At 30.2% G+C, this 15617-nt stretch carries 20 protein-coding genes; 18 read left to right on the forward strand and 2 right to left on the reverse strand.

Translation table 11 applies throughout. The features are described 5' to 3' along the window. Positions 1–12: 12 nt before the first annotated feature. The 4 genes from ACQY6M_RS03745 (at position 13) to ACQY6M_RS03760 (ending at position 2843) form a co-directional block, all read left to right on the forward strand. Positions 13–951, forward strand: coding sequence for a ketopantoate reductase family protein (locus ACQY6M_RS03745; RefSeq protein WP_428740469.1), 939 nt, complete (start codon positions 13–15; stop codon positions 949–951). 196 nt (positions 952–1147) lie between these two features. Further along, on the forward strand, positions 1148–1549 hold the full coding sequence (locus ACQY6M_RS03750; RefSeq protein ID WP_428740470.1) for a hypothetical protein: 402 nt from the start codon (positions 1148–1150) through the stop codon (positions 1547–1549). A gap of 139 nt (positions 1550–1688) precedes the next feature. Continuing rightward, positions 1689–2216 carry a hypothetical protein gene (locus tag ACQY6M_RS03755; protein ID WP_428744912.1) on the forward strand — a complete coding sequence of 176 codons (528 nt, stop codon included), beginning with the start codon at positions 1689–1691 and terminating at the stop codon, positions 2214–2216. A gap of 141 nt (positions 2217–2357) precedes the next feature. Further along, positions 2358–2843 (forward strand): hypothetical protein, encoded by a 486-nt coding sequence (locus ACQY6M_RS03760; protein ID WP_428740472.1) that lies wholly within the window; start codon positions 2358–2360, stop codon positions 2841–2843. Between the two features lie 154 nt (positions 2844–2997). On the opposite strand, the gene ACQY6M_RS03765 is transcribed toward ACQY6M_RS03760, so the two are convergent. Continuing rightward, positions 2998–3627 carry a TetR/AcrR family transcriptional regulator gene (locus ACQY6M_RS03765; RefSeq protein WP_428740473.1) on the reverse strand — a complete coding sequence of 210 codons (630 nt, stop codon included), beginning with the start codon at positions 3625–3627 and terminating at the stop codon, positions 2998–3000. 49 nt (positions 3628–3676) lie between these two features. Here ACQY6M_RS03765 and ACQY6M_RS03770 point away from each other — a divergent pair, with 49 nt between their 5' ends. The 14 genes from ACQY6M_RS03770 (at position 3677) to ACQY6M_RS03835 (ending at position 14561) form a co-directional block, all read left to right on the forward strand. Then, positions 3677–4534, forward strand: coding sequence for an alpha/beta fold hydrolase (locus ACQY6M_RS03770; protein WP_428740474.1), 858 nt, complete (start codon positions 3677–3679; stop codon positions 4532–4534). 161 nt (positions 4535–4695) lie between these two features. Beyond that, on the forward strand, positions 4696–5313 hold the full coding sequence (locus tag ACQY6M_RS03775) for a hypothetical protein (RefSeq protein WP_428740475.1): 618 nt from the start codon (positions 4696–4698) through the stop codon (positions 5311–5313). A 204-nt stretch (positions 5314–5517) separates the two neighbouring features. Further along, positions 5518–5928: an ester cyclase gene (locus ACQY6M_RS03780; RefSeq protein WP_428740476.1), complete on the forward strand. Its 411-nt coding sequence runs from the start codon at positions 5518–5520 to the stop codon at positions 5926–5928. Positions 5929–6127: 199 nt separating this feature from the next. Then, positions 6128–6880, forward strand: coding sequence for a YoaK family protein (locus ACQY6M_RS03785; protein ID WP_428740477.1), 753 nt, complete (start codon positions 6128–6130; stop codon positions 6878–6880). Positions 6881–6989: 109 nt separating this feature from the next. Next, positions 6990–7778, forward strand: a complete 789-nt coding sequence (locus tag ACQY6M_RS03790; protein WP_428740478.1) for a TlpA family protein disulfide reductase — start codon at positions 6990–6992, stop codon at positions 7776–7778. Positions 7779–7931: 153 nt separating this feature from the next. Beyond that, on the forward strand, positions 7932–8264 hold the full coding sequence (locus tag ACQY6M_RS03795) for a dienelactone hydrolase family protein (protein ID WP_428740617.1): 333 nt from the start codon (positions 7932–7934) through the stop codon (positions 8262–8264). Between the two features lie 322 nt (positions 8265–8586). Then, positions 8587–9330: an alpha/beta hydrolase gene (locus ACQY6M_RS03800; protein WP_428740479.1), complete on the forward strand. Its 744-nt coding sequence runs from the start codon at positions 8587–8589 to the stop codon at positions 9328–9330. A 259-nt stretch (positions 9331–9589) separates the two neighbouring features. Then, positions 9590–10408, forward strand: a complete 819-nt coding sequence (locus ACQY6M_RS03805) for a hypothetical protein (RefSeq protein WP_428744913.1) — start codon at positions 9590–9592, stop codon at positions 10406–10408. A 119-nt stretch (positions 10409–10527) separates the two neighbouring features. Next, complete coding sequence (locus tag ACQY6M_RS03810; RefSeq protein ID WP_428744914.1) at positions 10528–10659, forward strand: hypothetical protein; 132 nt, start codon at positions 10528–10530, stop codon at positions 10657–10659. Then, positions 10644–11234: a hypothetical protein gene (locus ACQY6M_RS03815; protein ID WP_428740481.1), complete on the forward strand. Its 591-nt coding sequence runs from the start codon at positions 10644–10646 to the stop codon at positions 11232–11234. Before ACQY6M_RS03810 ends, ACQY6M_RS03815 begins: the two co-directional genes overlap by 16 nt. 134 nt (positions 11235–11368) lie before the next feature. Continuing rightward, positions 11369–11893, forward strand: coding sequence for a TetR/AcrR family transcriptional regulator (locus tag ACQY6M_RS03820; RefSeq protein WP_428740482.1), 525 nt, complete (start codon positions 11369–11371; stop codon positions 11891–11893). 7 nt (positions 11894–11900) lie between these two features. After that, entirely contained in the window at positions 11901–12311 is a 411-nt protein-coding gene (locus ACQY6M_RS03825) for a DUF1348 family protein (protein ID WP_428740483.1), read from the forward strand. Positions 12312–12383: 72 nt separating this feature from the next. Next, positions 12384–13664 (forward strand): APC family permease, encoded by a 1281-nt coding sequence (locus ACQY6M_RS03830; RefSeq protein WP_428740484.1) that lies wholly within the window; start codon positions 12384–12386, stop codon positions 13662–13664. Positions 13665–13667: 3 nt separating this feature from the next. After that, positions 13668–14561, forward strand: a complete 894-nt coding sequence (locus ACQY6M_RS03835; RefSeq protein WP_428740485.1) for a mechanosensitive ion channel family protein — start codon at positions 13668–13670, stop codon at positions 14559–14561. A 7-nt stretch (positions 14562–14568) separates the two neighbouring features. On the opposite strand, the gene ACQY6M_RS03840 is transcribed toward ACQY6M_RS03835, so the two are convergent. After that, positions 14569–15606 carry an RluA family pseudouridine synthase gene (locus ACQY6M_RS03840; protein ID WP_428740486.1) on the reverse strand — a complete coding sequence of 346 codons (1038 nt, stop codon included), beginning with the start codon at positions 15604–15606 and terminating at the stop codon, positions 14569–14571. Positions 15607–15617: the final 11 nt, after the last annotated feature.

A 15617-nucleotide genomic window follows, 5' to 3' on the forward strand; every position in this document is an offset into this window, starting at 1 on the left:
AAAAAAATAAAAATGATGAATAAAAAACATATTGCAATTGTAGGGCTTGGAGGCGTTGGTGGTTATTTTGGATTTAAAATAAACCAATGTAACGAATCGAATAGTCTTTATAATATTTCCTTCGTAGCCAGAGGCAAAACTTATGAGACTATAAAAACCAACGGCTTAACCCTACTCTCTCCCGAACACTCAAATAATACAACAAAACCTAACGCGGTATACTCTACTATTAAAGAGATTAAAAACCCTGATTTAGTAATTATCTGTGTTAAAGAGTACGATTTAGAAAATGTATGTCTTCAATTATCTGAGGTTATTACTAGTGAAACCATTTTGTTACCAATGATGAATGGAGCTGACATCTATGATAGAATTCGTAAACTAATTCCTACCAATACCATTTTACCTTCTTGTGTTTATGTAGCATCACATATTAAGGAAAAAGGAATTATAGAACACAAAGGAAAAGCTGGAAAGTTAATTTTTTCAAAAGATCCTCAAAACCCTACTTCTCAAATTGACTGGATTGTAGATTTGATGAAGAATAGTAAAATAGACTTTGATTTTAAAGAAAATGCTTTAACAGATATCTGGACTAAATTTATTTTTATAGCAAGTTTTGGGCTGGTAACAGCAAAGCACAATTCGTCAATAGGAACAGTTTGCAATGATGAGTTTCAAAAAGAAGAAGCAGTAAAAATTATGGAAGAAATTAAAAGTATTGCTGAACAAAAAGATATTGTATTACAAGACAATATTATTCAAAATACTTTTGAAAAAGCAGCTACTTTTCCTCCTGAAACACCAACTTCGTTACAACTAGACATTAATGCTAATAAAGGCAATAATGAGTTAGAATTATTTGCTGGAGCTATTATAACCTATGGAGAAAACTTAAACATAAAAACACCTTTTACAAGAAAAATATATCACGAAATTAAAGTCTTATAATTTGAGGTTTATGCTACATTAATAACAATTTCCTCTACTCTTATATTTTTAACCATACATATTTTGTACGGTTTTTTATTTTGTTTTATCTTGGCTACCTTTGAATGAAAAAGAACAAAAAACACTTAAAACATCCATTTATCACATCTTCTATGAAGGTAAATAGACGTTTTAACCATTACTGTACTCAAAAACTATGAAAAAAATTATACTAATTCTTATTTTTATCATTAATACAATTGCTTATTCTCAAGACAAGGAATACGTAGATGATTTTGGAAATACACTTTCTAAAACCGAGTTTAAGAAACTAAAAGAAGAAGGAGGAGCTGTTATTCGTCTTAAAAAAAACAAACGTTTTAATAAAGGAATTATCCCTAGAGAATATCATGGGCAAATATCCGATTCCCTTAAATCTAGCATATTCAACTTTTTAGAATCTAATTTTAAAGTTAATACTAACGATAAAATAATTATCGATTATGCTATAGATCATAAATGTAATGTTATTAACAATTCTAATTTTAAGCTATACCTCAAGACCATTACTGAATTTGGAAATGAATTTCTTGAATTTATCAAGGGAAATGAAAAATAACTATGGACAACAATATATAACCGCAATTACGGAGGATTCGACCACGTCCAAATCCACTCGGAATTGCTAAGACCAGTGTTAAACCGAAAAACAAAGTAAAACAAACCGATAACTGACGGTTATACGAACCGTTAATTGCATGAAAATGAAAATTTATTTATTATTATTTTTAACATACTTTACTTGTAATGCTCAAGTTGATAGTTTTTTTAAAGACTTTAAAGAATGTAATTGTTATAACATAAAGGACTCTATTACTCTATCCGATAAGCATAGAAATTTCACTTTAAGATTACCAGAGAAATGGAAAGGAAAATTTGAAGGCGATAATAATAGTTTAAATATCTATAAAACACCTGATTCTTCTATATTCAAATTACAGGGAAATTCAGCCTATGATGTTCAGGGTAACAGAATTAAAAACGAAAAGAAAAATCCAAATATCATAGGGATAGATTATATTGAATCTCAAGAGATAGTGATTTTAAATCACCCAAAAGGATTTTATAAAGAAAAATTACTTCATAAATATACACTTCACTTTGAAACTAAAAACAATCCTTGGGTCTGGATGTTTTACTTAGTTGCTGACAGAGTACCGACAAAAAAAGATATTTGTGAAATTAAATATATCATAAAACAGTACATACAAGAACTTAAAAACTAACTACAACAAGGTGTATAATTAATTGCTACTGAATTTCCTCAGCGGAAATTCAATCTTATTAATTATCTTTCCCCAACATCGGAAAACGATTCACGTCCTTTTCCCGCAAAAAAATCATACACAAACACGTTACCAAACATTATGAAAATCATCCCGTCAGAAAAAGTAGAATTTAAAACAACGCTCTCAGTTACTGAGGTGGATAATAAATTAAGGGAAAATATTCAGCCAAAAAGAGGTGGCAGACTTGGATTTTCGAAAAAAGAAAAAGACAAAGTTTTCGAGGGAAATCATACAAACAGAAAATTTGAAATTCAAAGAGTTATCTATCATCGAAATTCATTTTTGCCTCAAATAAAAGGATCTTATCAAAGTACAGTTAATGGTACGAAAGTTATAGCGGAATTGAAATTACACGGATTTGTTGTTGTTTTTATGATTTTTTGGTTAAGTGGAGTTTCTTTAGCTTTAATTGCCACAATAATTGGAATAATTACGCAAGAAACTAATCCGATAGCTATAATAATCCCTCTTATTATGTTAGCTTTTGGATTTGGATTAAGTCATTATGGATTTTATATGGAAAAAGAAAAATCTATTAATGAACTAAAAAAAGTTTTAAAATAATGCTTAAATAATAACGATTTGCCAACAACGTATAAAATTAATTGCTAGTGCAAGCCTACTTATGAAAATCCTCGCGGATTTTCAGTTTCGTGTGTACTTGCAAAGTTAACCGCTAAACCACTCAACTACTCATAGCCGAGACCGTTGTAACACATTAACCAAAAAGCTCTGGCAATAGATTTTGAAATTCCTTTTTTCCTTGAGGAGTAAGAAAAGGAAATAAAATACTTAATAAAGTATTTACATGATAATCTATCTTATCGGAATGTAATTTCTTTGAATAAAGACAACTAGAATATAACCAAGTATTACCATAATCAATCATTCTTTCTGCTAGAAAACAATATTCAAATTCAAAAAGTGAATCTATCATTAAGTTTTTTTCTTTCATTTTTTCAAATAATAAGAAACACCCTTCAATTCTTTTTTTATAAACCTCCTGAAAATGCTTTTGTACTTTATCATTTAGAGAAAGAAGATTATATAAATCAGTCCAAAAAAATCTATAATCTAGCATTCTCTTCATACTTCTCTCAATATCCATCTTAATTTGTGTAATCGATATTTCAATATTAGCTAATAAATCAAGTCTCTCATCGAATTCAGAAACCATTTCAAAATACAAAGCCTCTAAAATATCTTCTCGCTTTTTGTAATGATAATTTAAATTTCCAGAACTCATTTTCATTTTTAAGGCAATCATTCTTATTGTTACATCGTGATACCCTTTTTCGTTGAATAAAGTTCTAGCTACTTCTAAAATTAACTTCTTTTTTTTATCCATTAGTAAACATGTCCTATTTTTTTAGTAAACTTGTCCTAAAATTACTAAAATGAAATCATTATACAAATCAGAATTAGCAAAAAAAGAAATTCTAAATCTTTATGAGCAAAAATTAAAGAACTTAAATATTGACTATAAATACAAACTCGTAAATACTAGTTATGGAAAAACCAATATTATCATAATTGGAGATTCAACGAAACCACCTCTATTAATAATCCACGGCTCAAATGGATGTGCTCCAATTTCATTAGAAACCTATCCAAATCTTTACAAAAATTTTCAAGTATTCGCTATAGATGTCCTTGCACAGCCTAATAAAAGTGACGAAAACAGATTGAGTATGAAAGACAACAGTTACGGTTTGTGGATGAATGAGGTTATAAATAAACTAAACCTAAAAAATGTAACTATGGCTGGTTTTTCATTTGGAGGACTAGTTATACTCAAAACATTAATCCAAGATGAAAAAAACATCAAAGAAGTGTTTTTATCTGCTCCAGCATTTATTGTAAATGGAAACCCTATAGTTTTATTATTTAAAGTGTTTATTCCAATGAAACGTTATATAAAAACTAAAAAAGCAAAATATCTTGAGAAATTCTTAAACACTCTTTTTACGGAGTCAGACACATTTGCTCTTGAGTATTTATCAAAAGTCTTTTTGTATTTTAACATGGACTTCACACCAGTTCCTGTAATAAAAAAAGCAGAAGCTAATTTGATAACAACTCCAATAAATTTATTTGCCGCAAAGAAAGATATTATGTTTCCAGGAATAAAAATGCTTAAACGGGCTAGCAAAATTTTTCCATCTCTAAAAGAAAGTATTTTATTAAAAAACTCCAAACACGTCCAAAACAGAATTGACAATGATAAGATTGAAAAAATAATATTGAGCAAATAACGTGTTACAACAATGACTATAAGTAATTGCTTAGGTAAGGTAAGTACACATTGGAAAATTCTCGAATTTTCCTCACTCTGTGCCTTTTTGCTATCTTAGTAACTTTAAGCAACTACTCATAGTTGAGATTCTTGTTTACAACGCAAAAAAACTGAATAAGAATGCAAATAATTCTAATCTTGACCTTTATAGTTTCGAGTTATTCTGGTAACATCAAGCTATCAAAGGAGAAACTAATATCTAAATATAGCACTCATTTAAATTCACCTGTGTATTTAAATAAGCTAACAGACATTTATTTAAGAGAAAAAAAAGGTAAAAAAACTAAAGAAAGCTATAAAAAATCATTGGAGTTAAAACTGGAAAACTACGATTGTTTCTGGTACGAAAATTCTAATGAACAATTGAAAAAAATAAATACTATGCAAAATTCAAATTCAACAATCAAACCCGGGTTTTGGCAATCTACTGGTAAAAATCCGTTTTGGATAAACATTATAGATAATCAGGTATTTTGGTTGGGAATGAACCAAAATTCAGACAATGCCAATCTTGGTGAAAACTGGTGTCACGTAGGTCATGGTAAAATAAAAGACAATAAAATAGAACTCACTTGGGCTGATATTCCTGTCGGTAAAGATCAATTGTATGGTAAAATAATTATCGAAATAATTGACGAAACACATATGAAAGTAATTGAAGATTCCGGTAATTTCGGGAAATCTGAATGGGTTTGGGTTTCTGGGAATATGAGTTTTTCAGAATTAAAAAGAAAATAAAAACTGCACATAAAATTTTGTATAAGTATTGGCATACCATGCGCTAAATATAAAGGGTTTACAGTTCGCTCAAGCTACGTAGTAGTTTAACAGAAAAGTACCACACAATCTACCATTACTCATACAATTTATCGTTGGTTGATAGTAATGTATACTAAACCGAAACAAACATCTTTTTGAATTTAGAAACCAGAAGAAACTTAAATGAATAAAGTAACAACAGAAGAAAATAAGCGTGTAGTATTAAGATTTAATAAAGAGTTTATAGAGAGAGGAAATATTGAAATTCTTGAAGAAATTGTAGCAGATGATTTTATTAATCAAACAGCAGTAGGTTCAGTTCCAAAAAATGTAGACGGACTTATACAATTCGTTACGATGCTTCATAAAGGATTTTCAGGTTTTAAAATTGACATTCACGAACAAATTGCTGAAAAAGATATTGTTGCAACCAGAAAAACAATACATGCCACTCATACGGGAAAAATTATGGGACATCAGGCAACAAACAAGCAAGTAACTTTTAATGTAATGGACTTTGTTCGTCTCCGTGACGGAAAATATATTGAACATTGGGGGCAAAACAACATAATGCAAGTAATTGAACAATTGTGATTCGAGTTTTGAGAAAAGAATAGAAAGAACTCTACCCTCTACATGATATAAATACAATAGCAGATTTAGAGCCTAAAACAGAGATTGCTACCTGAAATAGAAATTGTAAATTAGCTAAAAAGAAGTGAGTTAAAAACCACTCCTGCGTTTATACAAAACCATTGTGTGTAATTGAAAAATTGAACTAAATGAAATTAAAATGTTTAGACATCAAGGTAAAAGCAGAACTTTAAAGCACAATCTGCGAATTGCCACTATTTTATCTTTTATAGCTGGTATTGTAAATGTTACGGGCTTTTTAGAATTTAAACAACTAACAACGAATGTAACAGGTCATTTTGCTCTTTTTATAAATGATGTCGCCGATTTTGAAATTTGGAAAGGAACAATTTATTTCCTTTATATTTTTTCGTTTCTCTTTGGTTCATTTTTATCAAGTTTCTTAATTGAAAAATTTAGAGAAAATAAAAAATTAAATGTTTTTGTCTTACCAACTATAATTGAGTCCTTAATATTAATCTCAATTCCAATAGTGTATAACGTTTACCATATAGAACATTTTGATTTTATTGTTTGTACACTTTTATTTGCGATGGGGCTTCAGAACTCATTTGTAACAAAAATATCCAACGCAATCGTCAGAACAACACATTTAACTGGCTTATTTACAGATTTAGGAATCGAATTATCTCAATTGTTTTTTCCAAAAACTCATCCGCATAAAGACAAAATTAAAGCAACTATAAAATTACGGATTTTCATTATTTCATTTTTCTTTCTGGGTGGATTAGTTGGCGGATTTTTATATTCAAGACAGGGACTTAAGCTTAATACGTTAATTTTCCCAGCTATTATTTTAATAACAAGTTTACTTTTCGATGATTTGAGATTTAGAATAATTAAGACCAGAAGAAAATATAAACAACGAAAAACTACACACAACAACGTATAACCACAATTATGGCAAATTCAACGTAATTACTAAACGATTAATTTAAAACCTATAACTTACGACTATACAAAACCGCTGGTAACAATTTAGAACAATATAGATAATGCATATGAAAAAAATTATAATCTTAATCTTCATATTTTTTGGATTCTCCTTATTTGGACAAGAAAAAAACATTAAAAAACCTGAGTACATCATTATTGCCAATAATGAAATTATAACAAAAGAAAAGCTTACTGAATTAGCTCAAAAAGGACTCTTAAAATCCATGAATAAAGGAGTTACTGAGGAGGAACGAGATAAGCTTGCAGAAAAGTTTGGCGACAGAATTGGAGATAGGGAGTTTATTATGAAAATAGATGTACTTACCGAAAAGGAAAGAGAAGAACGTTTAAATAATAAATCTTCAAAGGCCGAAGAAGTTGTTAAAATGAGCAACGGTAATGAGGATTTATATTTGAACATTAACGACAATGCGAGCAATTTTGAAGTCCAAATGCTAGATGGAAAAAAAATTACACTTTCAGATTTGAAAGGTAAAGTAGTGCTGGTTAATTATTGGGCAACTTGGTGTGCACCTTGCTTAATAGAATTTGGTGAATTTCCCGAAAAAATCCTTGAACCATTTAAAAATGAAAGCTTCATTTTGTTAGCTATATCTATTGGTGAGAGTAAAGAAAAAGTTCAGCAAAAAATGAACAGAATGAAAAAGTATGGAGTTCTCTTTAATGTTGGGATTGACCCTAAGAAAAAAATATGGAATCAATATGCAACGGGCTCAATTCCTAAAAGTTTTGTAATAGATAAAAAAGGAGTTATCAAATACATTTCCTCAGGTAATTCAGAAGACAATGTTGATAAATTAGCACTGGAAATAAAAAAATTACTTGCCGAATAAAAATATCGCTAGAATACATAACAATGGTTATAACGGATTTGGCTATGTCCAAACCCTCTTGAAATTGCTAATACAGTGGTAACACTAAAAACAAAAAAATAAACCAATAACTGACGGTTATATGAGATTGTTGGCTACAAATGAAAAAATATCATCTCCAATTCAAATACCTCTGATAAATTTTGGCAAGGAGAAAATAATAGCTATAATCGATGGAGTCACTTTTCCGAACCTTCATTTCAAAATTTGTTACAAATAGAAAAACCAATATTTGCTGCCATTGATACTAAAGATCAAGCTGTGGCTTTAGAATCGGCTTATTTAATCCCTATTGAATTTATAAGACATCGAAAAAACAATCTTACATTCAAAGTTTATCCTGATTTAGATCATGGATTTGGAAAAGAAATAAAAAGCGGAAAGTTTGAAGAACATTGGGATGATATTTTTCAAGATTTTCTAAATTGGGTAAATCAAACAGAGTAAAAAAGCATGCTAAAACGGTAGGTATATAAGTAATGTTGGTTAAAGTGATAAAACCAAGGTTAATGCCAAACCGAAAGGTTCATCAGTAGAAATTCGCTACTACTTTAAAAACCGCCATAAAATAAAATACTCAGACAAAACATAGCAAGTTTCGGATTTTATAAACGCAAAACCATTCGGACTTTTGTAGTATAAAATTCAGAAAAAATAAAATCAATTATAATCTAAAATGAAAACTAAACTGCTTTGTCTTATCTTTTTATGTAATTGTTTTAACCTTGTGGCTTCTAAAGTAGATACTTTAGTGGTTATAAGCTCATCAATGAACAAACCCGTAAAAAATGTTGTAATACTACCAAACAATTATACAAACAATCAGAAAGATAAATTTCCGGTATTGTATTTACTTCATGGGGCCACAGATGATTATTCAGGATGGATTATTAATGTTCCCATTCTAAAAGAACTTGCAGATAAGCATAATATGATCGTTGTTTGCCCTGATGGAGGTTATACAAGCTGGTATATTGATAGCCCTATAAATAGCGAGATGAAATATGAAACCTATATTTCTAAAGAGCTTATAACTGCTATAGATAAGAAATACAATACTATTCCCAGCAAAGAAGGGAGAGCTATAACCGGATTAAGTATGGGAGGTCACGGAGCGTTATTTTTATCATTTAAACATCAAGATATTTGGGGAGCCGCAGGGAGCATGAGTGGCTGTGTTGATATTCGCCCATTTCCAAACGGTTGGGATCTTAGTAAAAGATTAGGTAAGTATGCTGACAATAAAGAGCAATGGGAAAATAATACTGTAATTAACCTCATTCATTTACTGAATGGCAACTTAAAGCTTATAATAGATTGTGGTTATGGTGATTTCTTTTTCGATTCTAATCAAAGGCTACATAAAAAATTATTAGAAAGAAATATTGCCCACGATTATATAGAACGCTCCGGCAGGCATAACTGGGAATATTGGACTAACTCTATTAAGTACCAAATGATTTTCTTCGAAGATTATTTTAAGAAAAATAAATTGCCTCTAAATTCGAAATAAATAAATTTGTCCGATTAAATGGGAACCATATAAAGTTTTGTTTTTTTATAAGGGCAATGCAAGCTATTTTGAGGTTCAAACACTAGATGGAAAACAATAAGCGCAATTCCTAAAAGTTTTGTAATAGATAAAAAAGGAGTTATCAAATACATTTCCTCAGGTAATTCAGAAAACAATGTTGATAAATTAGCACTGGAAATAAAAAAATTACTTGTTGAAAATTAAAATATATTTAACTCAATAACAACAATTTAACGCAATGAAAAAAATTACATTATTAATACTAACATTAACAATACTACTTTCTTGTAAAACAGAAAAACCTACTGAAATAATTATTATTGGAACTTTACATAAGCCTGAGCCTAATTTTAATTCAGAAATTCTCTTTAAAATATTAGAAGATATAAAACCCGATTTTATTTTACATGAAAGAGATTCAGCAGCTTTCGACACCAATTTTAGATTTGTAGAAACTCCTACCGAAAATGAAGGGATGGCTTCTACAAAGTACATCAATAAATATCCTTCTACTCAATTAAGACCTTATGAATTTGAAGGACGAAACGAATACAGAATAAACATTGGCTCTCGTCCTACTGATGGGTTAACCACAAAGCTCTTAGATAGTTTAAATAAAGCCAATTTGTTATCTCCCTCAGAAGCTGAAATTCATAATAAATATAACGCTCTAATAGAACCACTAATCGTATTAGCTTCTAAATCACCAGAAAACTTTAACAATCCAAAAACAGATAGTATCTGTGCCGAAAGACAATATTATCAATATAAAATGTTACCTAAAATAACCAGTGTAAGAGATGAATTTGCTTCTCATTTTCATACCAAACCAAATGGAGAAAAAATAAGCTACCGTGACGGTTTTCAGTTAGCTTCTGATTTTTGGGATTTAAGAAACCAAACAATGGCAAAAAATATAATGCGAATTTCAGAGCAAAACAAAGGGAAAAAGCTTGTTGTGTTGTGTGGATTTATGCATAGATATTATCTTTTAAGTGAGTTAAAAAATTTAACTAAAGAAAAAGGTATTGTTTTAAAAGAGTTTTATGATTACTAAATATAATCCTACTCACCTACTCTTAACTTATAAGACGGAAAATTATATGGCTATTCTGATAACTAATAAACTCTAAAATTAAATTCGAAAGAATAATACCTCGGTCTTAATTTTATGAAATGAAGAAATTTATAATAATAAACATACTTTTAATATCATTCCTTTCCTTTGGACAGCATATACCTTCAGTATTAAAAGAAAAAGGAAATACTCTTGAAGAAATCATTCCTAATGATTGGAGAGAATATTAGATTCAAAAACAGGAGATTTTAACCAAGATGGTATCTTGGATATTGTTTTTGCTATTCAGAATACTGATAAAAATAACATTAAAACAAATAATGGGCTAGGGTTTGAATCCGTTGATTTAAACCCTAGAGTTTTGGGAATTTACTTTGGTACAAAGTCAGGAATATTTGAACAAAAGTTAGTTTCCTATGATTTTATTATTCTTTGTGATTCTCCTACAATGGACGAACCTTTTGAAGGTTTTGATATCAATAAAAAAGGAGTGCTAACTATTAACTTTAAATTCTGGTTTAGTGCTGGAAGTTGGATGATGTCTAACCACAAATATAAATTCCGTTTTCAAAACAATGACTTTGTATTAATTGGTTATGATTCAAGTGAAGCTCATAGAGCTAGCGGAGAAACAACTGATTACAGTATCAACTTCCTGTCACAAAAAATGAAAATAACTAAAGGAAATTTTTCAAACGACAATCCAGAATCTATTGTCTGGAAAAAATTCAAATTGAAAAAAGCCATCACTATAAAAATGATTAAAAAGCCTTTTACATTAGAATTTGAAGGTCTCTTTTTATAAGTAGCTAATGTTAAAATAGCTTATCATAGCTTTACTTCTTCTATAACCTCATTATATGAAAAAATTTATCACAAAACAAAAAGACAGACTTGTCTGTTTGTTTTGTATTCTGTACTTTTGTAAAAAATAAGAGTATGAGTTCTCCAAAAGAAAGAATATTAGAAACAACAGCACACCTGTTCCATCAACAAGGCTATAACAGTACTGGGATTAATCAAATTATAAAAGAAGCAAAGGTCGCAAAAGCCAGTTTTTATCAACATTTTGAGTCAAAAGACAAACTATGTCTTGAATACCTAAATAATAGACATACTTTTTGGTTCAATCAATTATCAGAATTCACGGCAACAGCAAAGAATTCAAAAGAGAAAATAGTTCTTGCTTTCGATTTTATAATACATATGAATAAAAAAGAGAATTATAGAGGCTGTAGCTTTCTGAATATCTTATCGGAAATATCAAAAGAACAAAAGGACATTTTAAACGTCATTCAATTGCATAAAAACGATTTAAGAAATTTCTTTCGAGAATTGATAAATGACGAACTATTGGCTACCCATGTTTATTTACTATTTGAAAGTTCTATCATCGAAAGCCAATTATTTAAATCTGACGAGATGGTAACGAAATCAAAAATGATTGTAATCAATTTAATTTAATAATAAGATGGAAAAAAAACACCCATTACCTCCATTCACTTTAGAAACTGCAAAACAAAAAATTCAACTAGCAGAAGATGCTTGGAACTCTCAAGATCCTGAAAAGGTTTCATTAGCATATACTGTAAATAGCGAATGGAGGAACAGAAATTTATTTGTAAATGGTAGAGAAGAAATAGTGCAATTTCTTTCTAAAAAATGGCAAACCGAACTAGACTATAAGCTCAAAAAAGAATATTGGGCACATGGAGAAAATCGAATAGCTGTTAGATTTGAATACGAGTACAGAACAAAGGAAGGAAAATGGTTTAGAGCTTATGGAAATGAAAACTGGGAATTTGACGAAAATGGGCTAATGAAAAAAAGATTTGCTAGTATTAATGACCTTGAAATTGATAAATCGGAAAGACATTTATAAGATTTAACAATAACAGATTAAAAAACAAATAGTTATATTAGTGACTATTAGATCAACCTAACTGTCACTAATATGTCTAAAAAAATTGGATTAAAAGAAGCTATATCTATAGGTATTGGAGGTATGGTTGGCGGTGGAATTTTCGCCGTTTTAGGTCTCGCTGTTTTACTTGCAAAGGGTGGAACTCCAATTGCTTTTCTACTTGCTGGAACAGTCGCTTTAATTACTTCTTACAGCTATGTACATCTTTCCAAAAAATTTCCCGACAGAGGCGGAACTGTAAAATTCATCAATCAAGGGTTTGGTAAAACCATTTTTAGTGGAGCAATCAGTAATCTTTTATGGATAAGCTATATTGTAATGCTTTCACTCTATGCTTCTGCTTTTGGTTCCTACGCTCCTAACCTATGGGATATTACTCAGAATAAAACCATTAACTTCCACATATATGCAAGTGCTATTATTCTTCTAGCTACTGCTATTAATTATTATAGTATTGCTGTTGTTGGAAAAATAGAATCGTATGCGGTGATAATCAAACTTATTATTCTTATTGGATTTATTGCGATTGGTGCTTACGGATTAATTGGTAATCCAAACTTAACACAGTTAGCGGTTTCCGATTGGGAAAATCCTATCAAATTATTTGCTGGTGGAATGGTTATTTTTGTTGCCTACGAAGGCTTTGAACTAATTGCCAATGCAGCACCTGATATTCTAAATCCAGAAAAAAATATTGCAAGAGCCTATTATATTTCGGTCATTTTTGTAATCTTCTTGTATATAATTATAGCCTTGGTTACAGTTGGTTCACTTCCTTTTAATCAAATTGCTAAAGCACAAGATTATGTACTTGCAGAAGCTGCTAAACCTATGCTTGGACAACTTGGTTTTACCATTATAACCATTGCTGCCTTAATTTCCACATTTTCCGCTATCAATGCTTCTTTATACGGAGGTAGCAAAGTAAACTATGAAATCGCTGAAGATGATGAGCTGCCTCATCACTTCTTATCTAAACTTTGGGGTCAGCCTATCGGACTATTAATTACCTCGGTAGCAACGCTAGTATTAGTAAATATTTTAAATTTAGAAAGTATTTCTACCGCAGGAAGTGTTGGGTTTATTCTCATATTTGGAATTGTAAATTACGTAGGATTTAAGCTTTCAAATCAAACAAACTCTAATAAAATAATACCTCTATTAGGGTGTATTTTATGTCTTATAGCATTGGTTATCTTAATAAAACAACAATTTCAATCCAACCGAATTGGTGTATTTGTCTCTCTAGGAATCATTCTCTTTTGCTTTATGATTGAATGGTTATATAAGAAAAATGAAACAAAAAATTAAGCTATGAAAAAAATGACTGATAACATTATAAATCTTTGGCAAGAGTTTCAACAAAACATTTTAGACCATTTACCAAAAGTTGTACTCGCCTTGATAACTGTCGTTATTTTTGCTTTTATAGCTAACACTGCTAAAAAAATATGTGTTAGGATTTATAGAAGAGCTTTTAAAGAAAACTATTTAAATATTGAACAAACTATAGCTTCTTTATTTTATGCTTTATTTGTTACTTCAGGTGTTCTATTAGCTCTTCATATACTTGGTTTAGACAAACCTTTTGAAAAATTATTGGCTGGGGCTGGTGTTATTGGAATCATCGCTGGTTTTGCCTTAAAAGATATTGCTTCTAATATGTTTTCTGGACTTTTAGTCGATTTACAACGTCCTTATAAAGTTGGAGACTGGGTAGAAATTGATGGGAAATATGGCGTTGTGTTAGAGATAAGTTGGCTAACAACCAAAATAAAAACGGTTCCTGGTCAAGAAGTTTTTGTTCCCAATCAAATTATTTACAATGCTACCTTTACAAACTATTCTACTTGGGGTAAACGACGTATTATCTTAAAAAGCGGAGTGTCTTATGGAGATAATTTAGAACACGTTAAAACTGTTGCTTTGGATGAAGTCCAAAAAATAAAAGAATACCTTCCAGAAGAAGGTATCGATTTTTATTTTACTGATATTGGTGGTTCTACCTATAATTTTATGTTACGCTATTGGGTAAATTTTGAATCTAATGATGATTTCTGTAGAGGCATGAACGATGTAATTATGCGCATTAAAAAACGTTTTGAACAAGAAAACATTTCTATTGCCTACCCTGTAACAACCTTAGACTTTGGAGTAAAAGGAGGTGTAAACTTATTTGATAAAGAAATAAAAGTTCAGAAATACTGAAACCTTTCTACTCTTCTTCAAATTTGGAATTTTCAGAATAAGTACGCCATTTTGCTAAACAAGCTTCAATATCTTCAGGAATTTCAGAATCAAACTTTAAAAATTTCCCTGTAGTTGGATGGGTAAATCCTAACGTTTTAGCATGCAATGCTTGTCTTGGTAATACCTTAAAACAATTGTCTACAAACTGTTTGTACTTAGTAAATGTGGTTCCTTTTAAAATAGTATTCCCTCCATAACGCTCATCATTAAATAAGGTATGTCCAATGTGCTTAAAGTGGGCTCTAATTTGATGTGTTCTACCTGTTTCTAATTTACACTGTACTAAAGTTACATACGTTAATCGTTCAATAACTTTATAATGAGTCACCGCATGTTTTCCGTGGTCTCCTTCTGGGAAAACATCCATTTGCAAACGATTTTTTAAGCTACGTCCTATATTTCCTTCAATAGTACCTTCATCTTCCTCTATATTTCCCCAAACTAAGGCATAATATAAACGTTCAGTTGTACGGTCAAAAAACTGCTTAGATAAATGTGCCATCGCATATTCTGTCTTGGCAACTACTAGTAATCCACTGGTATCTTTATCGATACGATGTACTAAACCTGGGCGTTCGTTTGAATTTTTAGGTAAGTTTTCTATATGATGAATTAATCCATTTACCAAAGTTCCTGAATAATTTCCATGACCTGGATGTACTACCATACCTGCTGGTTTGTTAACTACAATAACCTCGTCATCTTCATACACTATATCAATTGGAATATCTTCAGCAACTAATAAATTTTCGTGCGGCGGATATGCTAACACAACTCTAACCACATCTTTAGGCTTTACTTTGTAGTTTGGTTTTACTACTACATCGTTTACCAAAACATTTCCTGCTTTCGCTGCTTGCTGTATTTTATTTCGAGTAGCATTTTCAATAAAATTCATTAAAAATTTATCTACTCGTAAAGGTACTTGACCATCGGTTGCTACAAACCGATGATGTTCGTATAAATCGTCGTTCTCAAAATCTGGAGTCGTATCTTCCTGCATCAATCAATAAT

It is taken from the genome of Tenacibaculum sp. (genome assembly GCF_050290165.1).
Classification (GTDB): domain Bacteria; phylum Bacteroidota; class Bacteroidia; order Flavobacteriales; family Flavobacteriaceae; genus Polaribacter.